Annotated in this window: 16 protein-coding genes; 4 read left to right on the forward strand and 12 right to left on the reverse strand. The window is 52.1% G+C overall.

The features are described from left to right. Positions 1-32 precede the first annotated feature (32 nt). From BN3772_RS22665 to cidR, 6 genes are all read right to left on the reverse strand, one after another. A complete protein-coding gene (locus BN3772_RS22665) occupies positions 33-1,928 on the reverse strand; it encodes an ABC transporter ATP-binding protein (RefSeq protein WP_042202432.1) in 1,896 nt (631 codons plus the stop codon). Further along, positions 1,925-3,685 (reverse strand): ABC transporter ATP-binding protein, encoded by a 1,761-nt coding sequence (locus BN3772_RS22670; protein WP_042202433.1) that lies wholly within the window; start codon positions 3,683-3,685, stop codon positions 1,925-1,927. The genes BN3772_RS22665 and BN3772_RS22670 overlap by 4 nt, the downstream gene beginning before the upstream one ends. Further along, positions 3,678-4,130, reverse strand: a complete 453-nt coding sequence (locus BN3772_RS22675; RefSeq protein WP_042181435.1) for a MarR family winged helix-turn-helix transcriptional regulator — start codon at positions 4,128-4,130, stop codon at positions 3,678-3,680. The genes BN3772_RS22670 and BN3772_RS22675 overlap by 8 nt, the downstream gene beginning before the upstream one ends. 253 nt (positions 4,131-4,383) lie before the next feature. After that, on the reverse strand, positions 4,384-5,796 hold the full coding sequence (locus BN3772_RS22680; RefSeq protein WP_042202437.1) for a hypothetical protein: 1,413 nt from the start codon (positions 5,794-5,796) through the stop codon (positions 4,384-4,386). A gap of 145 nt (positions 5,797-5,941) precedes the next feature. Beyond that, positions 5,942-6,226, reverse strand: a complete 285-nt coding sequence (locus BN3772_RS22685) for an aspartyl-phosphate phosphatase Spo0E family protein (protein WP_086074716.1) — start codon at positions 6,224-6,226, stop codon at positions 5,942-5,944. A 110-nt stretch (positions 6,227-6,336) separates the two neighbouring features. After that, the gene (gene cidR / locus BN3772_RS22690) at positions 6,337-7,257 is read right to left on the reverse strand and encodes a cidABC operon transcriptional activator CidR (protein WP_209443692.1); all 921 of its coding nucleotides are present in this window, start codon (positions 7,255-7,257) and stop codon (positions 6,337-6,339) included. Between the two features lie 110 nt (positions 7,258-7,367). Here cidR and BN3772_RS22695 point away from each other — a divergent pair, with 110 nt between their 5' ends. Both BN3772_RS22695 and BN3772_RS22700 read left to right on the forward strand, forming a co-directional pair. Continuing rightward, positions 7,368-7,739: a CidA/LrgA family protein gene (locus BN3772_RS22695; RefSeq protein ID WP_042181441.1), complete on the forward strand. Its 372-nt coding sequence runs from the start codon at positions 7,368-7,370 to the stop codon at positions 7,737-7,739. Beyond that, the gene (locus BN3772_RS22700; RefSeq protein WP_209443693.1) at positions 7,736-8,419 is read left to right on the forward strand and encodes a CidB/LrgB family autolysis modulator; all 684 of its coding nucleotides are present in this window, start codon (positions 7,736-7,738) and stop codon (positions 8,417-8,419) included. The genes BN3772_RS22695 and BN3772_RS22700 overlap by 4 nt, the downstream gene beginning before the upstream one ends. Before the next feature lie 67 nt (positions 8,420-8,486). Here the strand turns inward: BN3772_RS22700 and BN3772_RS22705 are convergent, their stop codons facing one another. Together BN3772_RS22705 and BN3772_RS22710 are read right to left on the reverse strand one after the other, a co-directional pair. Further along, positions 8,487-9,455, reverse strand: a complete 969-nt coding sequence (locus BN3772_RS22705; protein ID WP_042202439.1) for a Gfo/Idh/MocA family protein — start codon at positions 9,453-9,455, stop codon at positions 8,487-8,489. Between the two features lie 307 nt (positions 9,456-9,762). Beyond that, on the reverse strand, positions 9,763-12,072 hold the full coding sequence (locus BN3772_RS22710) for an ATP-dependent DNA helicase (protein WP_042202440.1): 2,310 nt from the start codon (positions 12,070-12,072) through the stop codon (positions 9,763-9,765). A gap of 283 nt (positions 12,073-12,355) precedes the next feature. Between BN3772_RS22710 and BN3772_RS22715 the strand changes: the two genes are divergently transcribed. Continuing rightward, positions 12,356-14,227: an LTA synthase family protein gene (locus BN3772_RS22715; RefSeq protein WP_042202441.1), complete on the forward strand. Its 1,872-nt coding sequence runs from the start codon at positions 12,356-12,358 to the stop codon at positions 14,225-14,227. A gap of 89 nt (positions 14,228-14,316) precedes the next feature. Here BN3772_RS22715 and BN3772_RS22720 read toward each other — a convergent pair whose 3' ends face one another. Beyond that, the gene (locus BN3772_RS22720) at positions 14,317-14,748 is read right to left on the reverse strand and encodes a MarR family winged helix-turn-helix transcriptional regulator (RefSeq protein ID WP_052380650.1); all 432 of its coding nucleotides are present in this window, start codon (positions 14,746-14,748) and stop codon (positions 14,317-14,319) included. A gap of 305 nt (positions 14,749-15,053) precedes the next feature. On the opposite strand from BN3772_RS22720, the gene BN3772_RS22725 reads away from it, so the two are divergent. Beyond that, positions 15,054-16,748, forward strand: coding sequence for a methyl-accepting chemotaxis protein (locus BN3772_RS22725; protein WP_042202442.1), 1,695 nt, complete (start codon positions 15,054-15,056; stop codon positions 16,746-16,748). An 896-nt stretch (positions 16,749-17,644) separates the two neighbouring features. Here the strand turns inward: BN3772_RS22725 and BN3772_RS22730 are convergent. The 3 genes from BN3772_RS22730 to BN3772_RS22740 form a co-directional block, all read right to left on the reverse strand. Continuing rightward, on the reverse strand, positions 17,645-19,663 hold the full coding sequence (locus BN3772_RS22730; protein ID WP_042202443.1) for a putative bifunctional diguanylate cyclase/phosphodiesterase: 2,019 nt from the start codon (positions 19,661-19,663) through the stop codon (positions 17,645-17,647). Between the two features lie 261 nt (positions 19,664-19,924). Then, positions 19,925-21,556: a hypothetical protein gene (locus BN3772_RS22735; RefSeq protein ID WP_042202445.1), complete on the reverse strand. Its 1,632-nt coding sequence runs from the start codon at positions 21,554-21,556 to the stop codon at positions 19,925-19,927. Next, complete coding sequence (locus tag BN3772_RS22740) at positions 21,549-22,349, reverse strand: ABC transporter ATP-binding protein (RefSeq protein ID WP_042202447.1); 801 nt, start codon at positions 22,347-22,349, stop codon at positions 21,549-21,551. The genes BN3772_RS22735 and BN3772_RS22740 overlap by 8 nt, the downstream gene beginning before the upstream one ends. Between the last annotated feature and the right edge of the window lie 34 nt (positions 22,350-22,383).

Genomic DNA, 22,383 nt, shown 5'->3' on the forward strand with positions numbered 1-22,383 from the left:
CGGTGCCGGTAAAGAGTGATATAAGGCGTAATTTAGCCTGCATCAGGCAGATCATCGCCGGAGAACTGGCTGTTATACAGATCGGCATAGAAGCCGCCCTGCTCCAGCAGCTCGACATGGGTACCCTTTTCAATTACACTGCCCTGGTTCATGACCAGAATGAGGTCGGCATCGCGGATCGTCGACAGCCGGTGGGCAATCACGAAGCTCGTTCTGCCGGTCATCAGCGTCTTCATCGCCTTCTGGATCTGCACTTCAGTCCGTGTATCGACGCTGCTTGTCGCTTCATCCAGAATGAGGATTGACGGATCGGCCAGAATGGCGCGGGCAATCGTCAGCAGCTGCTTCTGGCCCTGGGAGATATTCGACGCCTCCTCATTCAGGATCGTATCATAGCCGAGCGGCAGCGTACGGATGAAGTGGTCGGCATGGGCAGCCTTAGCTGCGCGTACGACATCGGCTTCCGTAGCACCTTCGCGGCCGTACGCAATGTTATCGCGGATCGTGCCGTTGAACAGCCAGGTATCCTGCAGCACCATCCCGAATTTGCTGCGCAGCTCGCTGCGCTTCATCGCGGTGATGTTCACACCGTCAATAACGATCTCGCCGCCGCTGATTTCATAGAAGCGCATCAGCAGGTTAATCAGCGTCGTTTTGCCGGCGCCGGTCGGTCCGACAATTGCAATCGTCTGTCCCGGCTTAACATCGATGTTCATGTCTTCAATCAGGATCGCATCCGGCTTGTAGCCGAACTTCACATGACGGAATTCAACAGCACCCTCTTCAGTACCCGCGGCAGGCTTAGACCGGGAAACTGCCGTTTCCGGAACTTCCTCTTCTTCGTCGAGCAGTTCAAAAACACGCTCAGCTGAGGCAATTGTCGACTGAATGATGTTGGCAATATTCGCGGTCTGGGTAATCGGCATTGTGAACTGGCGCGAATACTGGATAAAGGCCTGAATATCACCGACTTCAATTACCTTACGGGTTACAAAAATCCCGCCGACTACACAGACAAGCACGTAGCCAAGGTTACCGATGAACATCATCAGCGGCATGATCATCCCGGACATGAACTGCGAACGCCAGCCGGAGTTGTAAAGATCATCGTTGATTTTGTTGAATTCGCTGAGCGACTGCTGCTCACGGCCGAAGGCCTTGACGATCCGGTGTCCGGTATACATCTCCTCAACGTGGCCGTTCAGCTGGCCGAGTGATTTCTGCTGGCCGATGAATTGTCCCTGGGAGCGCTTCGTAATCGCTATAATAACCACAAAGCTCAGCGGCAGCGTAATGATTGTAATCAGGGTCAGCCACGGGCTGATTGTCAGCATCATGATGATAACCCCGATAATCGTCACGATGGATGTAATCAGCTGCGTCAAGCTCTGCTGCAGCGTTGTACTGATATTATCCACATCATTGGTTGCACGGCTGAGGATTTCCCCGTGGGTACGCGAATCAAAATATTTCAGCGGCAGGCGCTCCAGCTTACTGTTAACCTGCTCCCGCATATCAAAGACAACCTTCTGGGCCACTCCGGCCATTACATACTGCTGTACGTAGCTGAATAGAGAGCTGAACAGGTACAATCCGCCGAGGATAAGCAGAATGTTATTCACATAACCAAAATCAATAGCTGCTCCCTCCACACCCGTCAGCATTCCGTAGGCGCCTTCGAACAGCTTGGTTGTAGCCTTCCCCATTATCTTCGGACTAAAAATACTGAATACGGTACTGGCTATAGCCGTGATTAAGACGACAAGCAGCTGCACCTGGCGCGGACGCAGGTACGTGATCAGCCGGCGGAGCGTGCCCTTGAAATCCTTGGCCTTCTCCGGAGGCATTCCCATGCCGGGACCGCCGGGTCCAGGGCCGAAGCCGCCGCGCCGTGCCGGAGGCTTCACTTGCTGATTTCTTTCACTCATGCTATTTCCTCCTCTGACAACTGCGAGGATACAATCTCGCGGTACACTTCGCTATTCTCCATCAGCTCGCGGTGATTACCGATGCCCGCTACCCGGCCTTCATCCAGCACAATAATCCGGTCAGCGTCCATAACCGTGCTGACCCGCTGTGCAACGATCAGCACGGTCGATTCCGTGGTCTCCTCCTTCAGGGCAGCGCGCAGCTTGGCATCTGTCTTGAAGTCAAGTGCGGAGAAGCTGTCATCGAACAGGTATACTTCCGGCTTGCGGACCAGAGCCCGGGCAATCGACAACCGCTGCTTCTGGCCGCCGGAGACATTGCTGCCGCCCTGGGCAATCTGCGAACCGAAGCCTTCCTTCATCGCCGATACGAAATCATAAGCCTGGGCCACCTTGGCTGCATGCAGAATCTCCTCATCGGTTGCATCATCTTTTCCGTAACGGATATTTTCATTAATTGTACCGGTAAACAGTACAGCCTTTTGCGGAATATAGCCGATCTTGCTGCGCAGATCCTCCTGCGTCATCTCACGGACATCCACGCCGTCTACACGTACAGCACCTTCTATAACATCATAGAACCGCGGTATCATGCTGAGCAGCGTGGATTTACCTGAGCCGGTACCGCCGATAATCGCGGTAATCTCACCCGGCCGGGCGCTGAAGCTGATGCCGGACAGCGCGGGCTGTTCCGCTCCCGGATAAGAGAAGGAGACGTTGTCGAACTCAACATAGCCGCGCAGGCCTTCGCGTCCATCCAGCTTGGTGGCATCTGACGTAGCCAGAAGGTCTCCTGCTGTCGGATCAATAATTTCCGGCTTCATATCAAGCACCTCATTGATCCGCAGCGCGGAAGCGGAGGCCCGGGGAATCAATACGAACATCATGGAAACCATAATCAGAGAGAACATAATCTGCATGGCATATTGGATAAAGGCCATCAGTGAGCCGACCTGCAGGTCGCCGTCACCGATCCGGATACCGCCGTAATACAGAATGCCGATCATCGAGAAGTTCATGACCAGCATCATAATCGGCATCAGGCCGGCCATGATTTTGTTAACCTTAATCGCTGTATCTGTGAGATCCTTGTTGGCTGCGGTAAAGCGTCTGTTCTCATGCTCAATCCGGTTAAAGGAGCGGATAACCCGGATACCGGTCAGATGCTCACGCAGCACCCGGTTCAGGTTGTCCAGCTTCACCTGGATCGCTTTGAACAGCGGCAGGCCCTTCATTCCGATCAGGAATATCGCTCCAACCAGTACCGGAATGACAACAACAAAGATCAGGGACAGCTTGGCATCCTCAGATACCGCCATAATAATCCCCCCGATCATCATCATCGGAGCACCGACCATCATACGCAGCATCATAGTCAATACAGTCTGAACCTGTGTAATATCGTTAGTAGTGCGGGTAATCAGCGAGGCAGTGCCCAGCTTATCAAATTCATGCAGTGTAAAATTCTCTACATGCTCAAACATCCGTGAACGGGTATTTCTGCCGAAGCCGGCAGCCACCTTGGCCGAGAGATAACTGGCAATTACCGAACACAGCGCACCGCCGCCGGCCACCAGCAGCATGTAACCGCCAATTCTCCAGATGTAGGAACGGTCTCCCTCAACAATCCCTTTATCCACAATGTCAGACATCAGGGTTGGGAGGTACAGATCACCCATGGATTGCAAAAAGACCAGAATCAGTACGGCTGCTACGCCCCACCGAAAGGGTCTCAGCCCTTTTAACAATTTAATCATTCTTCTCATCTCCGTTCCTTTGTAACAGGTCTAAATCCGGCCGCGGATTCTCTTCGATGAATGTCTGCACCTTCATCAGCAGGTCTGCTAGAAGGTTGCTCTCTTCTTCACCCAAATATTCCACCAGCTTACCCAGTGAAGCGTCCATATGATTCCGCGCTTTTCTGGTCACAATCCTGCCCTGCTCCGTCAGCCGGATCCGCACCACTCTGCGGTCAGAAGGATCCGGCTGGCGCTCTACCATGTCTTTGGCCTCAAGACTGTTAATCAGCTGGGTAACTGTAGGAGGCGTAATTTCCAGCAGCCGGCTGATTTCGGAAACCTTGAGCCCCTCCTCCGGTGAGCGTGATTTCCTGGCGAGGCATATCAATAAAGTCAGTTCACTAGGCTTATGGCCGTCTACCGTCTGATGCACATGTGCTTTGCGCAGCTGGCGCAGGGCCACAAACAGCCGTTGTGCGACTGGATTTTCGCTCTCTATCCCAATGAATCCCGCCTCCTCATTTTTAGTTAGGTCTACTAATAATTAAATACAATATTAATTAGGCTACCTAATTATATTTTTAGGCCATTCCTTTGTCAATTCTTAAAACCGCTTACAAGTTTTACAGAACGGAGAACAGCTCTTTGCCGCCGTCCGCAAGCAAAAACTCCCCCGCCCTGAGGGCGGAGGAATCTGTATAATCAAGCTATATCGTTCAGAGGGACCGCACGGCAATGCCGGAGAGCGGGCGCTCCTCCTCAGCCGGGCCCTGCTTTTTTGCCAGACCTGTAATAAGCTCACTGTACTTGATCAGCTGCTGTCCGGATGCTTCCCCGCGGTTTGCCTCAAACAAAGCTACACAATCAATCATATCCCTGGCGCTGTTCAGCTGAACGGCTGTCTTGAGGCATTGCAGAATGTACGTTACACCCAGCCGGATCTGCCCGCGTTCTAAATAATAGGCAGCCAGCTGATAGCCGAGCCGGTAAATACGGTCAATATTAATATAATCCTTGAATTGGTCGAAGCCGGCCATCTCCCTGGAGAACCGCTCCAGCACATGATCGGCAGAGAAGCCGAAGCGGTTGGCAGCCTCCAGAATGCTGACCAGACCAGCCAGCACCTCAGAGGGATGCTCAGCCAGATAAGCAGTATACTCCGGCAGGACTTCAATATTCCCCTTGAGAAGCTCCAGTGTATACCGGTTGCCGGTTGCAAATGATTTGAAGGCATCCACCAGGCGCAGCCCCTCGTCATCCAGCATTTCAAACCAGCCGAGGTCGGCATACAGATCCGTGAAAGCTAAAGCTTCCTCGTAATTTCCCTGTTTGGTAAGCGCGGTAGCCTTCAGAAGATGCCCCTGGGCATAATACAGCACCAGCGGCCGCAGCAGCTGAAGCTCTTCAGCGCGCCTGCCGCTCTTTTTCCACAGCTGCTCCCGGTAGATTCCGGTTGCCAGGCTTCTGAGCTCATCGCTGTACTTCCCCATGTCAGTCCATCTGTGCAGGGAAAAGCAGACATTGGATAGCTTCAGCAGACCTTCAAGCTGCAGATGCTCCGGCAGACGCCCGCGGAACGGTTCAAAGGCGATGACCGCCCGCAGCATTTCTTCCATATCTGCAATCACGCCAAGCGCCTTAAAGATCCGGTATTGGCTGACAGCCAGTCTTTCAGAGTAGCTATCCTGTTCTTGCTCCACAATGATTTTATAAAGAGCTCTGGATTCCTGAATCAGCCCGGAAGTGAACAATTTCTCTGCTACCGAGTAGATGACATCCAGCGGCTTCGGATATTCCATGATCCGGTTTATAATTTCGTCTACACACTGCTGGCGGCCGGCGGCGGCACAGCGTATCAGAAAAGGCTCCACCCTGCGGCGGGAGACTCTCTCATCGTTAAAGCATTCATCTATATACAGCGGATAGAACCAGCCTTCCGGATAGCCAAAGGCTTCTGTTAACGCATCCAGCTGCCCCAGGGACACCGGCTTAGGTGGATTACCGTGGAGAATGGCGCTTAGACTGCCGCGGTTGAGGCCGGAAACTTTAGCAAACGAAGCAAGGCTGTGCCCGGAGCGGGACAGATTCCCCTCAATTTCAGAACGTAATGTTGTCAGTTTGTTCTCCATGCGGCATCCTCCTCCGCAAACCTATATTTAGACTTCTTATTAATTCCATTATAGGTAATGCCTATTCAAAGCACAACAAAAGGGCCCCGCTATATGCGGGACCTCAGGAGATAAGCCAGGTTGAAGGAACGCCGGACGGGCCGTATTATTGCTGCAGTGCTGACTTGCGTCTTACCCGTTTGCTTTTGGTCAGGGTTCCGTAGGGGGCTGCCTCATTCTGGCGGCTCCTCAGGCTCTCCATCATTTTGTTCTGGGCCAGAACAATGTATCCGTCCAGACGCTGGCTCAGCTCTACCACCATATGATCGCTAAGGCTACGTTCCTGTGCGACCTCCAGCAGCTCACTTCTAAGGCTCTCTATAGTTAGAAACAACTCATCTTCTCGGTAATCGTTTCGATCTTCATGGGAACTGTGGTAATACTTCATCATTCAGTCACCTGCCCTCTATCAACTTCTTTCCTATCATAAGGCATGATGCCAAAAAACATATTTTGAAAAAAAAGAAAAAAATGTCGGATATATCATAGTAAGTTTTACATTTATTTCATTTTATCACTTTTTTGCGGCGGAAGATAGAGCTCCCCGAGAACCTTCATGGCAAAAGCGATCCATTCCCGCGCAGCAAACGACAAATAACGGTCTCTGCGCCAAATCATGCCCAGCTGCCAGGGAATCACCGGGTCTGACAGAGGGATAACCGCTATCCGTGTACGTTCGATATCCCGGCAGATGGTCTCCGGCAGCAGTGCGATGCCCATCCCGGCCTCGACCATCCTGCTGATCAGGTCCCACTGAGAGCTCTCATAAACAACATTTGGCTGAAACCCGGCTTTTACACATTCGGTAATAATCCGGTCATGCAGGGCAAAATCCTCACGGAACAGCACGAACTCCTCTGCCTCCAGATCCCTGAGCGCCACACTTTCTGCAGCCGCCAGACGGTGGCCTGCCGGTACGAGCAGTTCCAGCTTCTCTTCAACAAAGGTAAAGCAGTGAAATTTCGCCGTATCCGCCGGAAGCACAACCGCTCCGATGTCCAGCAGTCCCGTCTCCACATCATCAGCTACCTTCTTGGCTCCGTCTTCATGCAGCCGGATGGTCACATCAGGATACCGCCGGTGGAACTCTCCGATCACTGCCGGGAAGAAGCTCGCCCCCACCATCGGCGGCAGGCCGATCCGGATATGTCCGCGCTGCAGCTTGCGCAGCCCGTCCAGCTCGCTGGACAGATTAGCGAAGGACTCAACGATGTTCTGCGCCTTAGCCAGCAGGATCTCGCCCGCATCGGTCAGCCTGATGCTTTTGCCTTCGCGGTAGAACAGTTCGGCACCCAGCTCCTCTTCAAGATTACGGATCATTTTGCTGATCGTCGGCTGGGTAATGAACAGCGATTCCGCCGCTCTGGTAAAGCTGTTCAGCCTTGCTGCCTGCACAAAATATTGCAATTGTCTGATATCCAAACGCTCCACCTCATCTATAGACAAAAGGAATGTCACTTATTCAATCTATTCATTTTACCTATGAAAATAATTGTTGTAAACTTTCAGTATATTGAAAGGGGCGAAGCCTTATGAAAAAACTGACTACAGGCTTGCTGCAGGTTGCCGGACTTACAATCTTCTCCATGCTGATTAATACACTGACTCCGCTGCTGCATCTGCCCATCCCGGGAAGCATCATCGGCATGCTTATATTATTTCTGCTGCTAGAGGCCGGAGCGGTCCGCCTGAGCTGGGTGGAGGTCGGTGCCTCGTGGCTGCTGGCTGAGCTGCTGCTGTTCTTTATCCCCTCCGCTGTCGGAGTGATGAAATATACCAGTCTGCTTGAGGTGAACGGCCTGCAGGTGCTGGCGGTTGTACTGGTCGGCACCTTTGCCGTCATGGCCGGTTCTGGCCTGCTGACAGGCGCTATCTATAAAGTAAAGGAGCGTAGAGGCTCATGATTACCGGAATGGTTCTGCTTGGACTCACGCTTCTAGTCTACCTGCTGGCCAAACGGGTATATGCCTCCAGCGGTAAAATGTATTTTTCGCCGCTCATTCTTACTCCGCTGATTATTATCAGCTTACTGCTGGTGACAGGTATTCCGTATGAATCCTACAATGCGGGAGGCAAATGGCTGACGGATCTGCTGCAGCCGGCAACCATCGCCTTTGCAATCCCACTCCATAAGAACTTCAAGGTGCTCAAAAAGCACGCCGCCGAAATTGCGGCAGGCGTGCTGTCAGGAACGGTTATTGCGGTGCTCTCCTCGATGCTGCTGGCTAAATGGCTGCATTTAAGCGGCGAACTGGCTACCAGTCTCGTGCCCCGCTCAGTAACTACACCGATTGCCATGAGCATCTCCCAAAGCATTGGGGGCGTTCCCAGCATCACGGCCGTTTTTGTAATCTTGACCGGTGTGCTGGGAACAATGATGGGACCTTCTGTCCTTCGCCTCTTCCGCATTGACAACGAAATTGCGCGCGGTGTATCGCTGGGAACCGCGGCGCACGGTACCGGCACTTCCAAGGCTTTCGAGCTGAGCTCGCTGACCGGCACCATCTCAAGTATTTCCATGATACTGGCTGCGCTGTTCTCCATCGGCCTCGCGCCCGCGCTGCTCACTGTTTTCCTCCACTAGGCCGACCCTGCTTGGGCCAAAGGCCGTCAGCTCCTACTCAGGAGCTGACGGCCTTTTTCTTGTCTGCTTACAGCTTGACCGGTAAGCCGCTCTGCGCCGATTCAAAGGCTGCACAGGTTACCTTAAGCGTCTTGTAGCCATCCTCGTAGTCACTGAGAATCCGCGAGCGGTCCCCTGTACGCACGGCATGCAGGAATGCTTCACTCTCTGTGAGATAAGGATTGCCTGTATTGACATATTCCTCGCTGCTTCCTCCGCGTGATTCCAGGAGACGCTCCGGATTCCAGTCCAGCAGCCCGTTGTCATTATAGAAGCTGATCCCGCTGCGGCCTACGCCATCCGGCAGCACGCAGGTGTTCGATATATTAGCGATAACGCCGCTGGCAAGCTTCAGTGAGACGGTTCCCACGTCAGCCACGGTTACCCCGTCATGCTTCTCATGCATAATCCGGTTGCCGAACAGCCCGTACACCTCGGTTACTTCCCCTGAGAGATAACGCAGCAGGTCAACAATATGGGTGGTCTGCTCGGTGAACTGTCCGCCGGACTGCTCCTGATTGCGCCACCAGGCCACGCCCGGCATGCCGCCCATCCACTGGCCGACAATCATTCCCACCTTGTCACCCGCAAGCGCCGCCTTCAGCCGCTGAATATTCTCCTGATACCGGAAATGGTAGCCGACCGAGGTCAGCAGGTTCTTTTCTTTGATCTCCTGCAGCAGGCTCGCCGGGATTTCCGTGCTTGATCCAAGCGGCTTCTCGATGAAGAACGGAATCTCCCGCTTAATCAGCGCCCGTTCAATCGCCCCGTGCGATTGCGGCGGCACACAGATATAGACCGCATCAAGCTTATGGGCATCCAGCATGTCCGTTATTTCGCCATAGCCTTCAGCGCCATACGGCCGGGCCATCTCTTCCCCTTTGGCCTTGCTGCTGCCGCAGACGGCTGCCAGGTTCACATCCTCCATCCCCGCCAGCAAATCCGCATGAACCTTGGAGAACCAGCCGGTACCTACAATCCCTATGTTTAGTGTCATTTTTTTCCTCCTGTGGTTGCTATATAAAATGAGTTCAAGAATTCCAATCTGGCGCAGGGCGACTACAGGGAATGTTTGGACTTCCGGCCGCTGTTGTCTGCAGATTTCTTTGATTTATGCCGCTGCTCGCGGTGGAAATCTGCAGACAAAGGCGGACGCTGACGCTCCTACAGTTCCAAACTTCCCCTCCGCCGCTTCCCGCCTTATTGTAGTCTTAAAAATCATTTCAGATAGCTGATTTTTATTCCGCCTAAAAGGAACAGTCTATTATAGGTTTGTATCTATAATTATTAGTTATTATAAGCGCTTACGTGATGAGAAGGTAGTCCTGCCATTCATCCGGGAGCAGCTGGCGGTAGGGATACTGGAGAAAACGGTCGTCGGCAAGGATAATAACTCCGTTGTCGCTCTCGCTGCGGATCAGCCGGCCTCCCGCCTGCAGCACCTTGCACATGCCCGGATAGACATAGGCGTAGTCGAAGCCGTTCTTGCCGGCGGACTGGAAATAGCTGCGCAGCAGATTACGCTCAAGCCCCACCTGCGGCAGGCCGACGCCTACCACCATTACGCCGTTCAGCCGGTCGCCCGGAAGATCCACTCCCTCCGAGAAAATCCCGCCCAGCACAGCGAAGCCAAGCAGGGTCTGCGGATTATCCGGGCGGAACGAGGCCAGGAAGCCCTCCCGCTCCGGCTCGCTCATTCCGGTGCTCTGCACCAAAGTTGGCACCTCAGGATACTTTTCGGCGAACAGCTCATAGACACTCTGCAAATACGCATACGAAGGGAAGAAGACCAGATAGTTGCCCTTACGGGCTGTCATTCCCTTCAGCGCATCACAAAGCGGGCGCAGCGAGGCTTCCCGTTCCCGGTATCTGGTGGACACAGGAAGCACTGATACCTCCCACTGCTCTTTATGGAACGGTGAAGGCACAGTAAGGCTGTAATCCTCCTCTTTGGCTCCGGTCATATCCCGGTAATAAGAGAGCGGCGTGAGGGTTGCCGAGAAAAGAATCTGGCTGCGGAAGCTCTTAGCCATCTGCTGCAGCAGATAGGAGGGGTCCAGATTGAACAGCTTCAGACAGACATCGCCGCGCCTCACCTCCGCGTAGGTAATATAGCGTTCATCATAGGTTTTGAACGTACGCAGCATATTCTGTACGGCAAAGAACACGTCCAGAAGCCCCTCTTCCTCCGCTTCTCCGGATGCAGGAAGCAGGGCAGAAGGCGACAGCAGCTCGGCCTCGGCCTCCAGGGAAAAGGCTTCGAGCAGTTCCGGCAGCTCCGCGGGATAGGCGCTCCATTGTCCCTCTCCGTCTTCACTGCAGGTTTTGCGCAGAGCAATGAAAAAGGCATTGACTGCCTTAGCCGCAGCACTGAGCGCCTTGTTTACCCCCTTATACTGGCGCTGTAAGGCAAGAAAAGGAGCCTTTGTCAGCTCAGCCGAATACATGGACCTCCCGCGGTCAACCAGATTATGCGCCTCATCGACCAGCAGCACCGTCCGCCGCTTCCGCTCCTCGGGCAGGCGTTTGAGGCTGATCCGCGGGTCATATATATAGTTATAGTCGCAGATCACTGTATCGCAGGCATACGCTGTATCCAGCGAAAATTCGAACGGACAGACCTCATGCTTCCTCGCATAGCGGGAGATAACCTCCTGTGTCATCAGCGTCTCATGCTCAAGCATGTCCAGCACGGCCCCGTTGATCCGGTCATAATAGCCCTCTCTGTAGGGGCAGCTCTCTTTGCTGCATACCCCTTCCTCTTTAAAGCAGGCCTTGTCTTTGGCGGTAATCGTAATGGCATGCAGCTTAAGCCCCTGGTCGAGCAGCATTCCGATGGCATCCTGGGCCGCCAGCCGGTTGACGGTCTTGGCCGTCAGATAGAACAGCCCCCCCGCCCTGCCTTCTCCCATTGCCTTGAGTGCCGGAAAGAGGGTAGACATCGTTTTGCCGATCCCGGTCGGCGCCTGGGCGAACAGATTAACACCTTCTGTAACCGACTTATAAACCGCCGCCGCAAAATGCCGCTGCCCGCTCCGGTAAGCCGGAAAAGGAAACACCAGCGCCCGGATACTGCTGTCCCGCTCCTCTGCGTGACGGACCTGCAGCTGTGCATAAGGAGCGTACCCGGCAACTGTCTCAGCGGCAAACACCTGCAGCTCAGCAAGTGTTACGTTCCTGTACAGGCTCTGCTGCGTTTCACCGCCGCGCCTGACATAGGTCAGCTTCACTCTGATATCTGTAAGCTCAAGGTCCAGACAGATGATATAGGCATACATGAGCGCCTGTGCCCAGTGCACCTCCTTACCTGCAAAATCCGGCTCCGGCAGCTCACCCGTAGATTTGATCTCCTCTACGGTTACCGCTCCGTCCTCCCCGGTCAGCAGGCCGTCACAGCGCCCGTCAACAATAAACAGCAGCCCCTCATGCGGAATCTCAGTCTTCAAATAGACCTCTTTGCGGTCACCTTCCTTATATTGCTTCTGGATATGCTGATGAATCCGTGTCCCCTCGGCCATCGCCGCACTGCTGTGAAAGCCCGGCACAAGGCTGCCGCTGCTGAATACATATTCCACCAGCGACCTTACTGATATGGAAATTTCCGCAAAATGCATTTGTAGAGCCCGCCTCCATCCATTCCCCCGCCTTTTTTTGGCGCGAATCGCTGTTTTCATGCTTTTCAGCCCGTATATGCGCATCTGAGTACGATAATATCCGGTTCACGGCAACCCATCATTTATTACGCAGTCCACATCGGTTATACGGCATTTCTGTTTTTTGACATTCCCCTTCCAGCGCGGCATAATAAGGTCTATTAATATAGGAATTCTCTTGCCCAAGCGCTGCATCCTTCCAGCCGGGAAGCGGCGGCTTATCAATTAGAAAGAAGGCGAAGCTGTGTCATCCCTTACTATTAAACGGTGGTTAGTCAAACCATTCGTGTTTTTTACGCTGATTTTCATACTCAAAAGCTTCCTGGCCTGGGGCGTTATCTTCGGGGATCTGCTGTCCTGGAAATCGCTGATTACCGAAATCCCCTTCATCTGGGCGTTGTTTTGCCTGATTGAGGCCTTTGCCTCAAAACGGAAGCTCGGACTGTATATGCTGGTTAATCTCCTTGTGACGGCCATCTTTTTTGCAGCCATTATGTACTTTAAATATTACGGGGTTATTGTCACCTACCAGGCGGCAGAGCAGGTTAACCAGGTCACCGCTGTACGCAACAGCGTCTTTTCACTGATGGACCCTTATTATCTGCTGATCTTTTCCGATATTATCATCTTTGGCATTTATTTCTTCTTCAACAAGAAGGGCCGCAGCTACAAAAAAGAAAACATCAACCGCCGCAGCAGCAATTCCAGATTCTCCTACAGCCTGCTGTTCGCGGTATCACTTGGTCTCTGCCTGTTCAATGTCCTGCCTAATAAGGCCAGCATGAACGAAATCAAGAAAGCCCAGGAAATGGGACTCCTTAATTATGAGGTCTACGCGATCTTTGCTCAAGATAAACCGGAGCTCGTTCAGGCCAGCGAAATTACGCAGGATGTTATCAATGAGGTAAAAGGCATTGATTCTGCCGCAGTCTCCCCGTTCGGGGGAGCAGCCAAGGGCAAAAACCTGATTATCATCCAGCTTGAATCCTTCCAGAACTTTCTGCTGGGGCTTACCCTCGACGGCAAGGAAATTACGCCTAACCTGAACAGCCTGATGAAAAACAGCCTGTATTTCCCTAACTTCTACCAGATGGTCGGCCAGGGAAATACCTCAGATGCGGAATTCGTGGTCAACTCCTCCTTCTACATTCCGCCGAAGGGTGCGGCAACGATGTCTTATGTTGATAAGAAGCTTCCGAGTCTTCCGCGCCTCCTGCAGGCCAGCGGCTACCAGACGGCGACCTTCCACACCAATGATGTGGAGTTCTGGAACCGCGGAGAGCTGTACAAGGCGCTCGGCTTCGAGAACTATTATGACCATGAATTTTTCGGGGATGAGGATACCTTCTTCTTCGGCCCGTCCGATGAAGTGCTCTACCGCAAAACCGCTGATAAGCTGAAGGAAATGGATGCTGACGGCAAACCGTTCTACGCTCAGGTTATTTCGATGTCTGCCCATCACCCGTTCACGATTCCGGAAGAGAAATACCAGATGAAGCTGCCGGAGCGTTATGAGGGCACCTTTGTCGGTGACTATGTCCGTTCCCAGAATTATGCTGACTATGCCTTCGGCCAGTTTGTTGATGAGCTCAAAGCCAGCGGCGTCTGGGATGACAGCCTGATAATGGTATACGGGGACCACATGGGCCTGCCGATCTATTCCCTTGATCATGACGACAAGCAGCTGATGGAAGAAATCTACGGGCATGAGTACGAGTATGCGAATATGCTGAATATTCCGCTTCTTATTCACGAGGAAGGCAGCCTTGAGCCGCAGACGCTGGAGCAGGTTGGCGGAGAAGTGGATATTATGCCTACTGCAGCAAGCCTGCTGGGGGTATCGATGGACGGCAACATTCACTTCGGCCAGGATCTGACCGCACAGACCTACAATCTGCTGCCTCAGCGTTACTATCTGCCGACCGGCTCATTCATTTCCAGCTCCGCGCTGCTTATCCCCGGCAACAGCTTCGAGGATAACACGCAGTACCGGCTGGCCGCCGGAGGACAGAATCCTGCCGGAACGGAAGACGAATATGACCGTGCGCTCCGGTTACGCCAGCTGTCAGACAGCTATGTGACCCAGCTGCCGGATAAAGCACCTGCAGCGGAATAGTGCGGCAGGGATAACAACAAACAGCCAGACTCCGTTACCGGGGCCTGGCTGTTTTGTATTTCAATAACAAGTCCGCAGAATATCAATACTTAACGCTCCTGCTTCTCCAGCAGCGCATAGTATTCAGCGAACTTCTCCAGTTCCTCCGGCTTCAGAATTGCCAAATGCTCGGTTAGCAGAACCAGCGAACGGTTTTGCGCTTCCTTGAGCAGCTCTTCACCTTTTCCGGTAAGTGTTACGGTTACGGCTCTGCGGTCATTCTCATCAGGCACGCGGGTCGTAAGCTCCAGCAGCTCCAGACGGTCCAGCATGACGGTTACAGCACTCGATTTCACATCGAGCTGGTCTGCCAGTTGAATGACCCGCGCCTTTTGTTCACGGGCAATGATATGCAGCAGGTGAAATTGCGGCACTGTAAGGCCAATTTCTTTATGCAGAGACATCTGCGAAGTTATTTTACGCTGTACTCTCCACATGGATAATCCGAGGGCTTCTATCAACGGATCGATTTTCTGTGCCATCTCTTCACTCCACTCCGTTTGTCCTGCTTCAAGACTACCATTTTCAGCAGCAATGATTCAATGTTTTTGTCGTTTGGACATGATTATAGTCATTGCATTATCATATTTAAATCCTCTATTCCGGTTTTCCCGCCCATGAAATCCTCAATGTCTGTGATTTCACCAAACAACGAAAAAAACCGCAATTTTCCGACACAAAAATACTATATTCTTACTAATGCTCCTTGAACATTGATGCGCTATAATCGTAGCAGTGATAGCAAATATCACTTAACTTTATAGAGTCAGGGCTGGTGGTGCAAACAATGAAATTGGCAACAAAATTAACTTGGATGATGCTCATCGTATTACTTCTCGTCGGATCATCCATCGGGTTCTTCGGATATCGCGCCGCATACAAGCAATTGGATGAAGCCGCAGGTATCGAACTGGTAGGCTGCGCCAATATAACAACCGGACTCGTCGATCCCGCCGATATCTCGGCTCTGGCTGCAGGAGATACCAGCAAACTGGCCGCTATCGAGGACCGCATCGGCTGGATCAATGACCATAAACCGATTTTTAAAGAATCCTTTATTCTCTCCCTGGACGGCACCATTCTTGCAGCTGATGCCAATCTCAAAGAAAGAGGATATAAGGCCGGGGACCCGTTCTATTTTGCAGAGGAAGACAAGGATATGATCAATACCATGAAGCATTCGGCATACTCCAAGGTTTATACCTATCAAGGCACCTCGCTCAAGACAGGCTACGGCCCCATTTATCAGGATCACGATCCCACTAAACCTATTATTGCCCTTATGGCTATCAATTTTGACGGCACCCTCGTTCAGGAACGGACACAGGATATTATCCTCCAGCCTTTCATTATCGGGGCATCTATTCTGGTAATCGCTATTCTGGCCGCATACCTATTCATCCGCCGCACAACAAGACCGCTGACCAGGCTCTCCAGCTCAGTTAACACGGTTGCCAAGGGTGATCTTACCCGGGAGACGATCCTGATCAAAAGCAAGGATGAGATCGGTACGCTGGCCCGGGATTTCAACGAGATGACAACCAGCCTGCGCAATCTCATTACCCAGGTTAATGATACCTCGATGCTGGTCGCCTCTTCTTCACAGGAGCTGTCCGCCAGTGCGCAGGAGACGAACCGTGCGGGAGAACACAGCGTCAATGTAACCATCGATCTTGCCGACGGGGCTAATACCCAGCTGCGCAATCTCGAAGGCAGCTACCGGTCTGTGCAGGAAATGTCACGGTTCATCACCGAGATTGCCGGCAATGCCGACAGTGCCATGAACACAGCCTCCAGCAATGCCCTCAAGGCACGCAGCGGACGTGAATCAATGGACTCGACCACCTCTCAGATGCAGATTGTCAGCGACAGCATCAGCGATTTATCAGGAATTATCGAGACGCTGGGCAGCCATTCCAAGGAAATTGAGAATATCGTCGGCACCATTGCCAGCATAGCTGAAGAGACCAACCTTCTGTCCCTTAATGCGGCAATTGAAGCAGCCCGTGCAGGAGAAGAAGGACGGGGCTTTGCCGTGGTAGCCGGCTCCGTACGCAAGCTGGCCGAGCGTTCGGCCAAATCAGCCGCCCAGATTGGACAGCTTGTCAGTCTCATCGTCAATCAGATGGACAAGGCCGGAGAGACGATGCAGCGCTCCACTGATGAAATGGTCGAGGGCAAGGCCATGATTATGTCTGCCGGCAAATCATTCTCCGAGATCGAAACCTCTGTATCGGATATGTCCTCCCAGAGCCAGCAGATCTCCGAGACCGTCCGTGATCTGGCCCTGATCTCTGAGGATCTTGTAGCCGCCATCCAGAGCATTGTTGCCGTCTCCAACCAGACCGCGGAAGGCGCAGAGATGCTCTCCGCCTCCTCAGAGGAGCAGCTGGCTGCCATGCAGGAAGTCGAAGCTTCCGCTGCTTTCCTGTCTTCACTTGCGGAGAAGCTGCAGGTACTTGTTGAGAACTTTAAAATATAGGATTTGTTAAAGGGCGCTTCAAGATTTCATGGTTTAACTGCTAATCGCAGCGGAAATCCGCAGACAGCCTATACTTCCGCTACTTTCCCCTCAACGTTCATCTCAATCCCCTTTAAAGAGGGGGATTAAAAAAGCAGCAAGTCCAGAAAACGGACTTGCTGCTTTTTTGGGGTTACTTCTAGATCATGCGAGAGGAGGTCCAGCAGATGTCGGCGCGCTTTGAGACGCAGCACTCTCAACTTCCGTCACTCTTCCAATTTGTAAACTTGAGGCTTTAATTCATTTAGTTGGATTTTTGTTACTTAAATCCGGTCATTTCTCACTTTCACAGCAATTAGGTGGAAAAAGGGAATCTATTCGGGTCATTTCCCGCTTCAGAGGCGATATCAGCGAAATTAAGTGGCGTTTTTCCAGCTAGTTCACCAGCGGCAGGAATAACAGGAGAATTAACTGACGAAAATCCAACTACATTTAGATCGGTCGCAGTACCAGTGATATCATCAGCACGCTTTCCGCCAACGCAGGAATAAACGCAGACTATGTATCTATATAAATTGAACTTAAGAATTTATGTTAAGGAATGAGTGGTGGAGGGGAATTTTGGAACTGGAGGAGCGGTAGCGTCCGCCTGAAAGCTTTTCGCAGAAAAGCTCGCTACAGAAGCATATGCAGTCTGCGGATTTCAACCGTTAAAAACGGTATAAATCATGAAATCTGTAGACAACAGCGGCTGGAAGTCCAAACATTCTCTGGAGTCACATGCAATCCCAAAACAGCAATATTATAAGTTCAATGTATCTAGCAAGCGGGGTGTGTACTTAAACCTACTCTTCAGCTAATAAAAAATGACGCGGCAACCTACCCTTCAAGCAGATCGCCGCGTCATTACAAACGGTCTAAGCCGTAGCCGTATTCTCGATAAACCACTGGCCAAGCTCATTTACCGGCATCGGACGGCCGTAGTAGAAGCCCTGCATTACCCGGCAGCCTAATGACTGCAGCAGCTCAATCTGCTCCGGGGTTTCAACGCCCTCGGCGACTACCTCCATGTTAAGGTTGCTGGCGATGGCGATAATATTGCTGATAATGGCCTTTTTAGAATGCATTTTGCTCTTGCGGATAAAAACCTGGTCGATCTTCAGCGTATTTACCGGAATTTCATCCAGGTTGCCCAGTGAGGAGAAACCGGTCCCGAAGTCATCCAGCGATACGCGCACTCCGATATCACGGAGCTTGGAGAGCTGGGCTACCGTCTCCTCCATATTGTTCATTGCGATCGATTCCGTAATTTCCAGCTCCAGAAAATGTGCTTCCAGCCCTGAGCTTGTAAGCGCCTCTTCCACTACCTCATACAGACTGCCGTTCTCAAACATCCGGGCCGACATGTTAATGGATACAGGCACATTGGCGACCTGGTCCTTATGCCAGCTCATATTCTGGGCGCAGACATCATGCAGCATCCAGTAGGTGATCGGCACAATCAGGCCGGTCTCCTCGGCAATTGGGATGAACTCCGCCGGAGAGATAATTCCGTGCTCAGGATGCTTCCAGCGCAGCAGTGCCTCAAGGCCAACCGTGACATTCATCAGCGAATCCCACTTCGGCTGATAGACAACCATGAATTCAGACCGGGCCAGCGCTTTGCGCAGATCCTTCTCCAGCGACATCCGCCGCAGCTGATACCGGTTCATCTCCTGGTCAAACACACTGAATTTGTTCTTGCCGGAGTCTTTGGAGGTATACAGCGCCGTATCCGCCGCCTTCATCAGTGCAGACCGGTCCGTGCCGTGTGCCGGGCTCATACTAATTCCTACACTGGCAGTCACATACAGCTCATTGCCTTCAATGCTGTATGATTTCTTAAGCTCCTGAAGAATGTGCTGAGCCTGTGTCTGGGCATTCTCTATACTGGAATCCGGCAGGGCAATCAGGAATTCATCGCCGCCAAGCCGGAACACTCTGCCTTGGGAGCCTACGCATGTTCTTAGCCGGTCTGCAACCTCCTGCAGCAGCAGATCACCGATATCATGTCCGAGTGTATCATTGATTGATTTGAAACGGTCCAGATCGACGAAGAAAACAGCACCAGAATTCACCCCGAAGAACTCTTCCTTGAAATAACGCTCCAGGCCATGGCGGTTTGGCAGCTCTGTCAACGGATCATTATAAGCCATGCGTTCCAGCACATGCCGGTCCAGGAGCACTGCCCCGCCGGAAATCACCAGCATAAATAGTGTTACAAGCGATACACCGGTAAGCAGAATGACATCCGTCCCCATTACGACAGGCTTAGCGCCGAGCCAGCTGTCATATTGAATGTGGCTTGTTCTGAGACTTACATAATGCATCCCGGTAACTGCAAAGCCGATGAACACTGCCGAACCAAGCTTCCAGCGCTTATCTAAGTACTCCTGCTCCCGGAATCTATGGAACAGGAAGATGCCCATATATGAGGATAGCAGGGCAATCAGAATGGAGATACCCTGGGCAAAGGGTTCAAACTGAATTGTTCCTTCCATTTCCATAGAGGAGATTCCGGTATAGTGCATGACAGATATTCCTGTACCGAGTATCCCCCCGCTCAGAATCAGCCGCCGCATCCGTTGGCGCGGGACAGTAGCTATCCACAGGGCTGCAAGACTGGACAGCATTATGATCAAAAGGGACAACACTGCTCTGCCCGGCCGGTAGCTGACTTCAAAGGGAAAATGGCTGGCCATCATGCCGACGAAGTGCATGGCCCACATTCCGCTGCCAAGTACACAGGCAGCGGACATAAGCCAGAGCCGGCGGATTCTTCCAGTGGACCGGGTAACCTGTGAGATCAGATTTAATGCCGAGTAAGCCGCTGTTACAGCAAGTGCAAAAGATAGTAAAACAATCCAAGTATTATAGTGGGTTCCCATTTGATCCATAGTTGACCTCTTCACCGGTTAAATTATCATTATCGCTGCAGCTCATTCTCTAGTACAAAAAATCTATTTACGAATATCAGATAAATGGAAGAGTGTATAAAGATTATAGAATGCTATGAGAAGTAACTTTAGCTGTATTCTACCTTGTATTTGCTGTACTGTCTAAGTAAATACTGGAACTTGAACCCTTTTTTCATCACCGGCAAAAAATGTCCATATTTGTCCGCCGGCACCCGTGCAGACAGCTGGTATTTACATGTTCTACCGCTCCGCCCGGAGAAATGATATCCGCCAAAACCACCAGTTGACCGTTACCAGAACTGGAGCATAGATGTAAATTCCGTAAGGGATAAGACTGATTACATAATGAAGCCCGCCCAGCCCCATCAGGATGAACATCTGAACGAAGGCGGTTCCCGTAAATTCCTTCTGCCTGGCAGCACTGTATTCCTCCGAGAAGGGCAGTGATTTGGGTAAAAGACGGAAGCATATTACCGAATACAGCAGCAGAGCCGGCAGTACAGCAAGCAGATGCGGGAAAAGCCGCGAACCGAACAGCCACAGGAAAATTACACTTTCTATTATAAAAAGCGGCAGCAGCAGACGGAGTATCAATGCCTTAAGCATTCCGCTATAGACCGGGGACATTCCCGGCAGGGGAATCGCCTTATAGATCCAAGCGGCCTTATAGCTCGTCGAATAGCGCAGCATCTGCACCGCCGTCATCATGAGCAGCGCGCAGAAATAGATGAACAGAAAGCCGCTGGAGCTGCGGAAGCTCTCCAGGCCGCCGCCGCTCCACAGGATGTTAAAGATGAAGATGAACGGCAGCACCATTGAGAGCCCGAAGGTTGGATAGACCTTCAGCTTGAACTCCCGTTCATTGCGCATCATTGACCACGTAAACCGGAAGAACAGCTTCTCCTCCCGGCTTCCGCAGACAAGCTCCGACAGCCTGCGGGCCAGCCGCCCGCTGTCTCTTCCGCCGGCGTTCTCCTCCGACAGCTTCTGCAGGCTCCGCTCAAACAGCGGCATCAGCCTGATGTACACTGCAAGCAGCAGCAGCGGAATGACCAGAACCATCACGGACATGACAACCAGACCGGCAGACCGGTTCCCGCCCAGCAGCAGCTCAAACGGTGAGGCGAACCAGACCGGTGCAATCAGATACTGCCACCAGGCGGGCTCATAGGAAAGCGTAAGATCCGCTACATTAAAGAGGCGGGCAATCAGCTGATAACCGACCGCAATACCTATGGACAAAATGATCTGTACATAATTAATAAGGTCCTTCAGCTTTTCCCCGTCAAAAATCCGCAAAATCAGCAGATAGACCAGTGCTGTAAACACAAGAATCAGACAATCCATAAGGATAACAGCTGCTGCATAGATAAAAAAGAACGCAGGCCCCTGTTTGAATAAGGAGACGATCAGCGAGGGTCCTGTCACGGTCAGCGTTAAAGTAAGCAGATAGATAAATATATGAAGACTTTTAGCCATATTCAGCGTCCTGCGGTCTACCGGTTTGGAGAAGAGAATATTTTTATCCCTCAAATCCAGCATGACCGAGGAAAAATCAGAGATTAGCGTCGTGCTGATCATAAACATCAGGATTCCGAAGGTGATGCTCATTGAATACATATAGTTGCCGTCCTGCACCACAAAAAGTATCAGCATCAGGCCAAGCAGCAGGTAAATCCACTGTATCCGAAAAGGCGACCCCTCAGCAGTCTCCTTGGCATCCTTTTGTCCTGCAAGCACCGTCGGTGTCCGCCTGCTGTCCATGGTCAGCTTGACCTGAAGAATACTCCGCAGCACCGGATAATTAACCCCTACTCTCCGGAAAATACCCTGCAGCCTGTCCAGCAGCTTCAGCACATAGAACTCAGTCACCGGAATCACCTTCTCCGATAACCTCAACGAATTCTCCGGCAATGTCACGATAACGGTCAAAGCCGGTCAGCTCATTAAAAATCGCCTCAAGCGAGCCTTCCCGGCTTCGCTCCCTGAGCTCGGCAAAGCTTCCGTCCGCCACAATATCTCCGCCGTTAATCAGAATGATCCGGCTGCTGATCTTCTCAACCACATCCATAATATGCGAGGAATAGAAAATCGTCTTACCGCGTGCTGCCAGCGAGGCAAAAATCTCCTTAACCACCATCACACTGTTGGCATCCAGCCCGCTCAGCGGCTCATCAAGAAACAGGATATCCGGATTGTGCAGCATACTGGAGATTAGCAGCACCTTCTGCTTCATCCCTTTGGAGTACGAGGAGATCCGCATATCGTAAGCCTGCTCCAGATTAAGCAGCCCCATCAGCCGCTTCGCCTTGTCCTCCGCCTCTGTATGCTTCATGCCGTAGAGTTCACCGATGAAGCCAAGGTATTCTCTGGCCGTCAGGCTGTCGTACAGCTCAGCAACCTCCGGCACATAACCGATTCTTTTTTTATAGTCAGTATTGCCGTCCGAAATATCCCGTCCAAAAATCTGTACCGTGCCTGTATAACCTTCCACCAGCCCTAGCATAATCTTGACTGTGGTGCTCTTGCCCGCCCCGTTCGGACCGATATAGCCGATAATCTGACCGGGATAAACCTCCAGGTCGATGCCCCTCAGAACCATTTTGTCGCTATACTTCATCCATAACCCGGAGATTGAGATAACCGGCTCTTTCACCAGACTCATAAGTATTGAAGCTCCTTTCAGTAGCTGTAATAGG

The sequence above is a fragment of the Paenibacillus camerounensis genome (assembly GCF_000723885.1).
In the GTDB taxonomy this organism is placed as follows: domain Bacteria; phylum Bacillota; class Bacilli; order Paenibacillales; family Paenibacillaceae; genus Paenibacillus_AQ; species Paenibacillus_AQ camerounensis.

What these genes read in the sequence shown, in the direction of transcription:
- BN3772_RS22685 (WP_086074716.1), bottom strand. Translation starts at nt 6,226, where the DNA reads ATGATGAAGTATTACCACAGTTCCCATGAAGATCGAAACGATTACCGA.
- BN3772_RS22710 (WP_042202440.1), bottom strand. Translation starts at nt 12,072, where the DNA reads ATGCATTTTGCGGAAATTTCCATATCAGTAAGGTCGCTGGTGGAATAT.
- BN3772_RS22725 (WP_042202442.1), top strand. Translation starts at nt 15,054, where the DNA reads ATGAAATTGGCAACAAAATTAACTTGGATGATGCTCATCGTATTACTT.
- BN3772_RS22670 (WP_042202433.1), bottom strand. Translation starts at nt 3,685, where the DNA reads ATGATTAAATTGTTAAAAGGGCTGAGACCCTTTCGGTGGGGCGTAGCA.
- BN3772_RS22695 (WP_042181441.1), top strand. Translation starts at nt 7,368, where the DNA reads ATGAAAAAACTGACTACAGGCTTGCTGCAGGTTGCCGGACTTACAATC.
- BN3772_RS22700 (WP_209443693.1), top strand. Translation starts at nt 7,736, where the DNA reads ATGATTACCGGAATGGTTCTGCTTGGACTCACGCTTCTAGTCTACCTG.
- BN3772_RS22730 (WP_042202443.1), bottom strand. Translation starts at nt 19,663, where the DNA reads ATGGATCAAATGGGAACCCACTATAATACTTGGATTGTTTTACTATCT.
- BN3772_RS22740 (WP_042202447.1), bottom strand. Translation starts at nt 22,349, where the DNA reads ATGAGTCTGGTGAAAGAGCCGGTTATCTCAATCTCCGGGTTATGGATG.
- BN3772_RS22665 (WP_042202432.1), bottom strand. Translation starts at nt 1,928, where the DNA reads ATGAGTGAAAGAAATCAGCAAGTGAAGCCTCCGGCACGGCGCGGCGGC.
- BN3772_RS22720 (WP_052380650.1), bottom strand. Translation starts at nt 14,748, where the DNA reads ATGGCACAGAAAATCGATCCGTTGATAGAAGCCCTCGGATTATCCATG.
- BN3772_RS22705 (WP_042202439.1), bottom strand. Translation starts at nt 9,455, where the DNA reads ATGACACTAAACATAGGGATTGTAGGTACCGGCTGGTTCTCCAAGGTT.
- BN3772_RS22680 (WP_042202437.1), bottom strand. Translation starts at nt 5,796, where the DNA reads ATGGAGAACAAACTGACAACATTACGTTCTGAAATTGAGGGGAATCTG.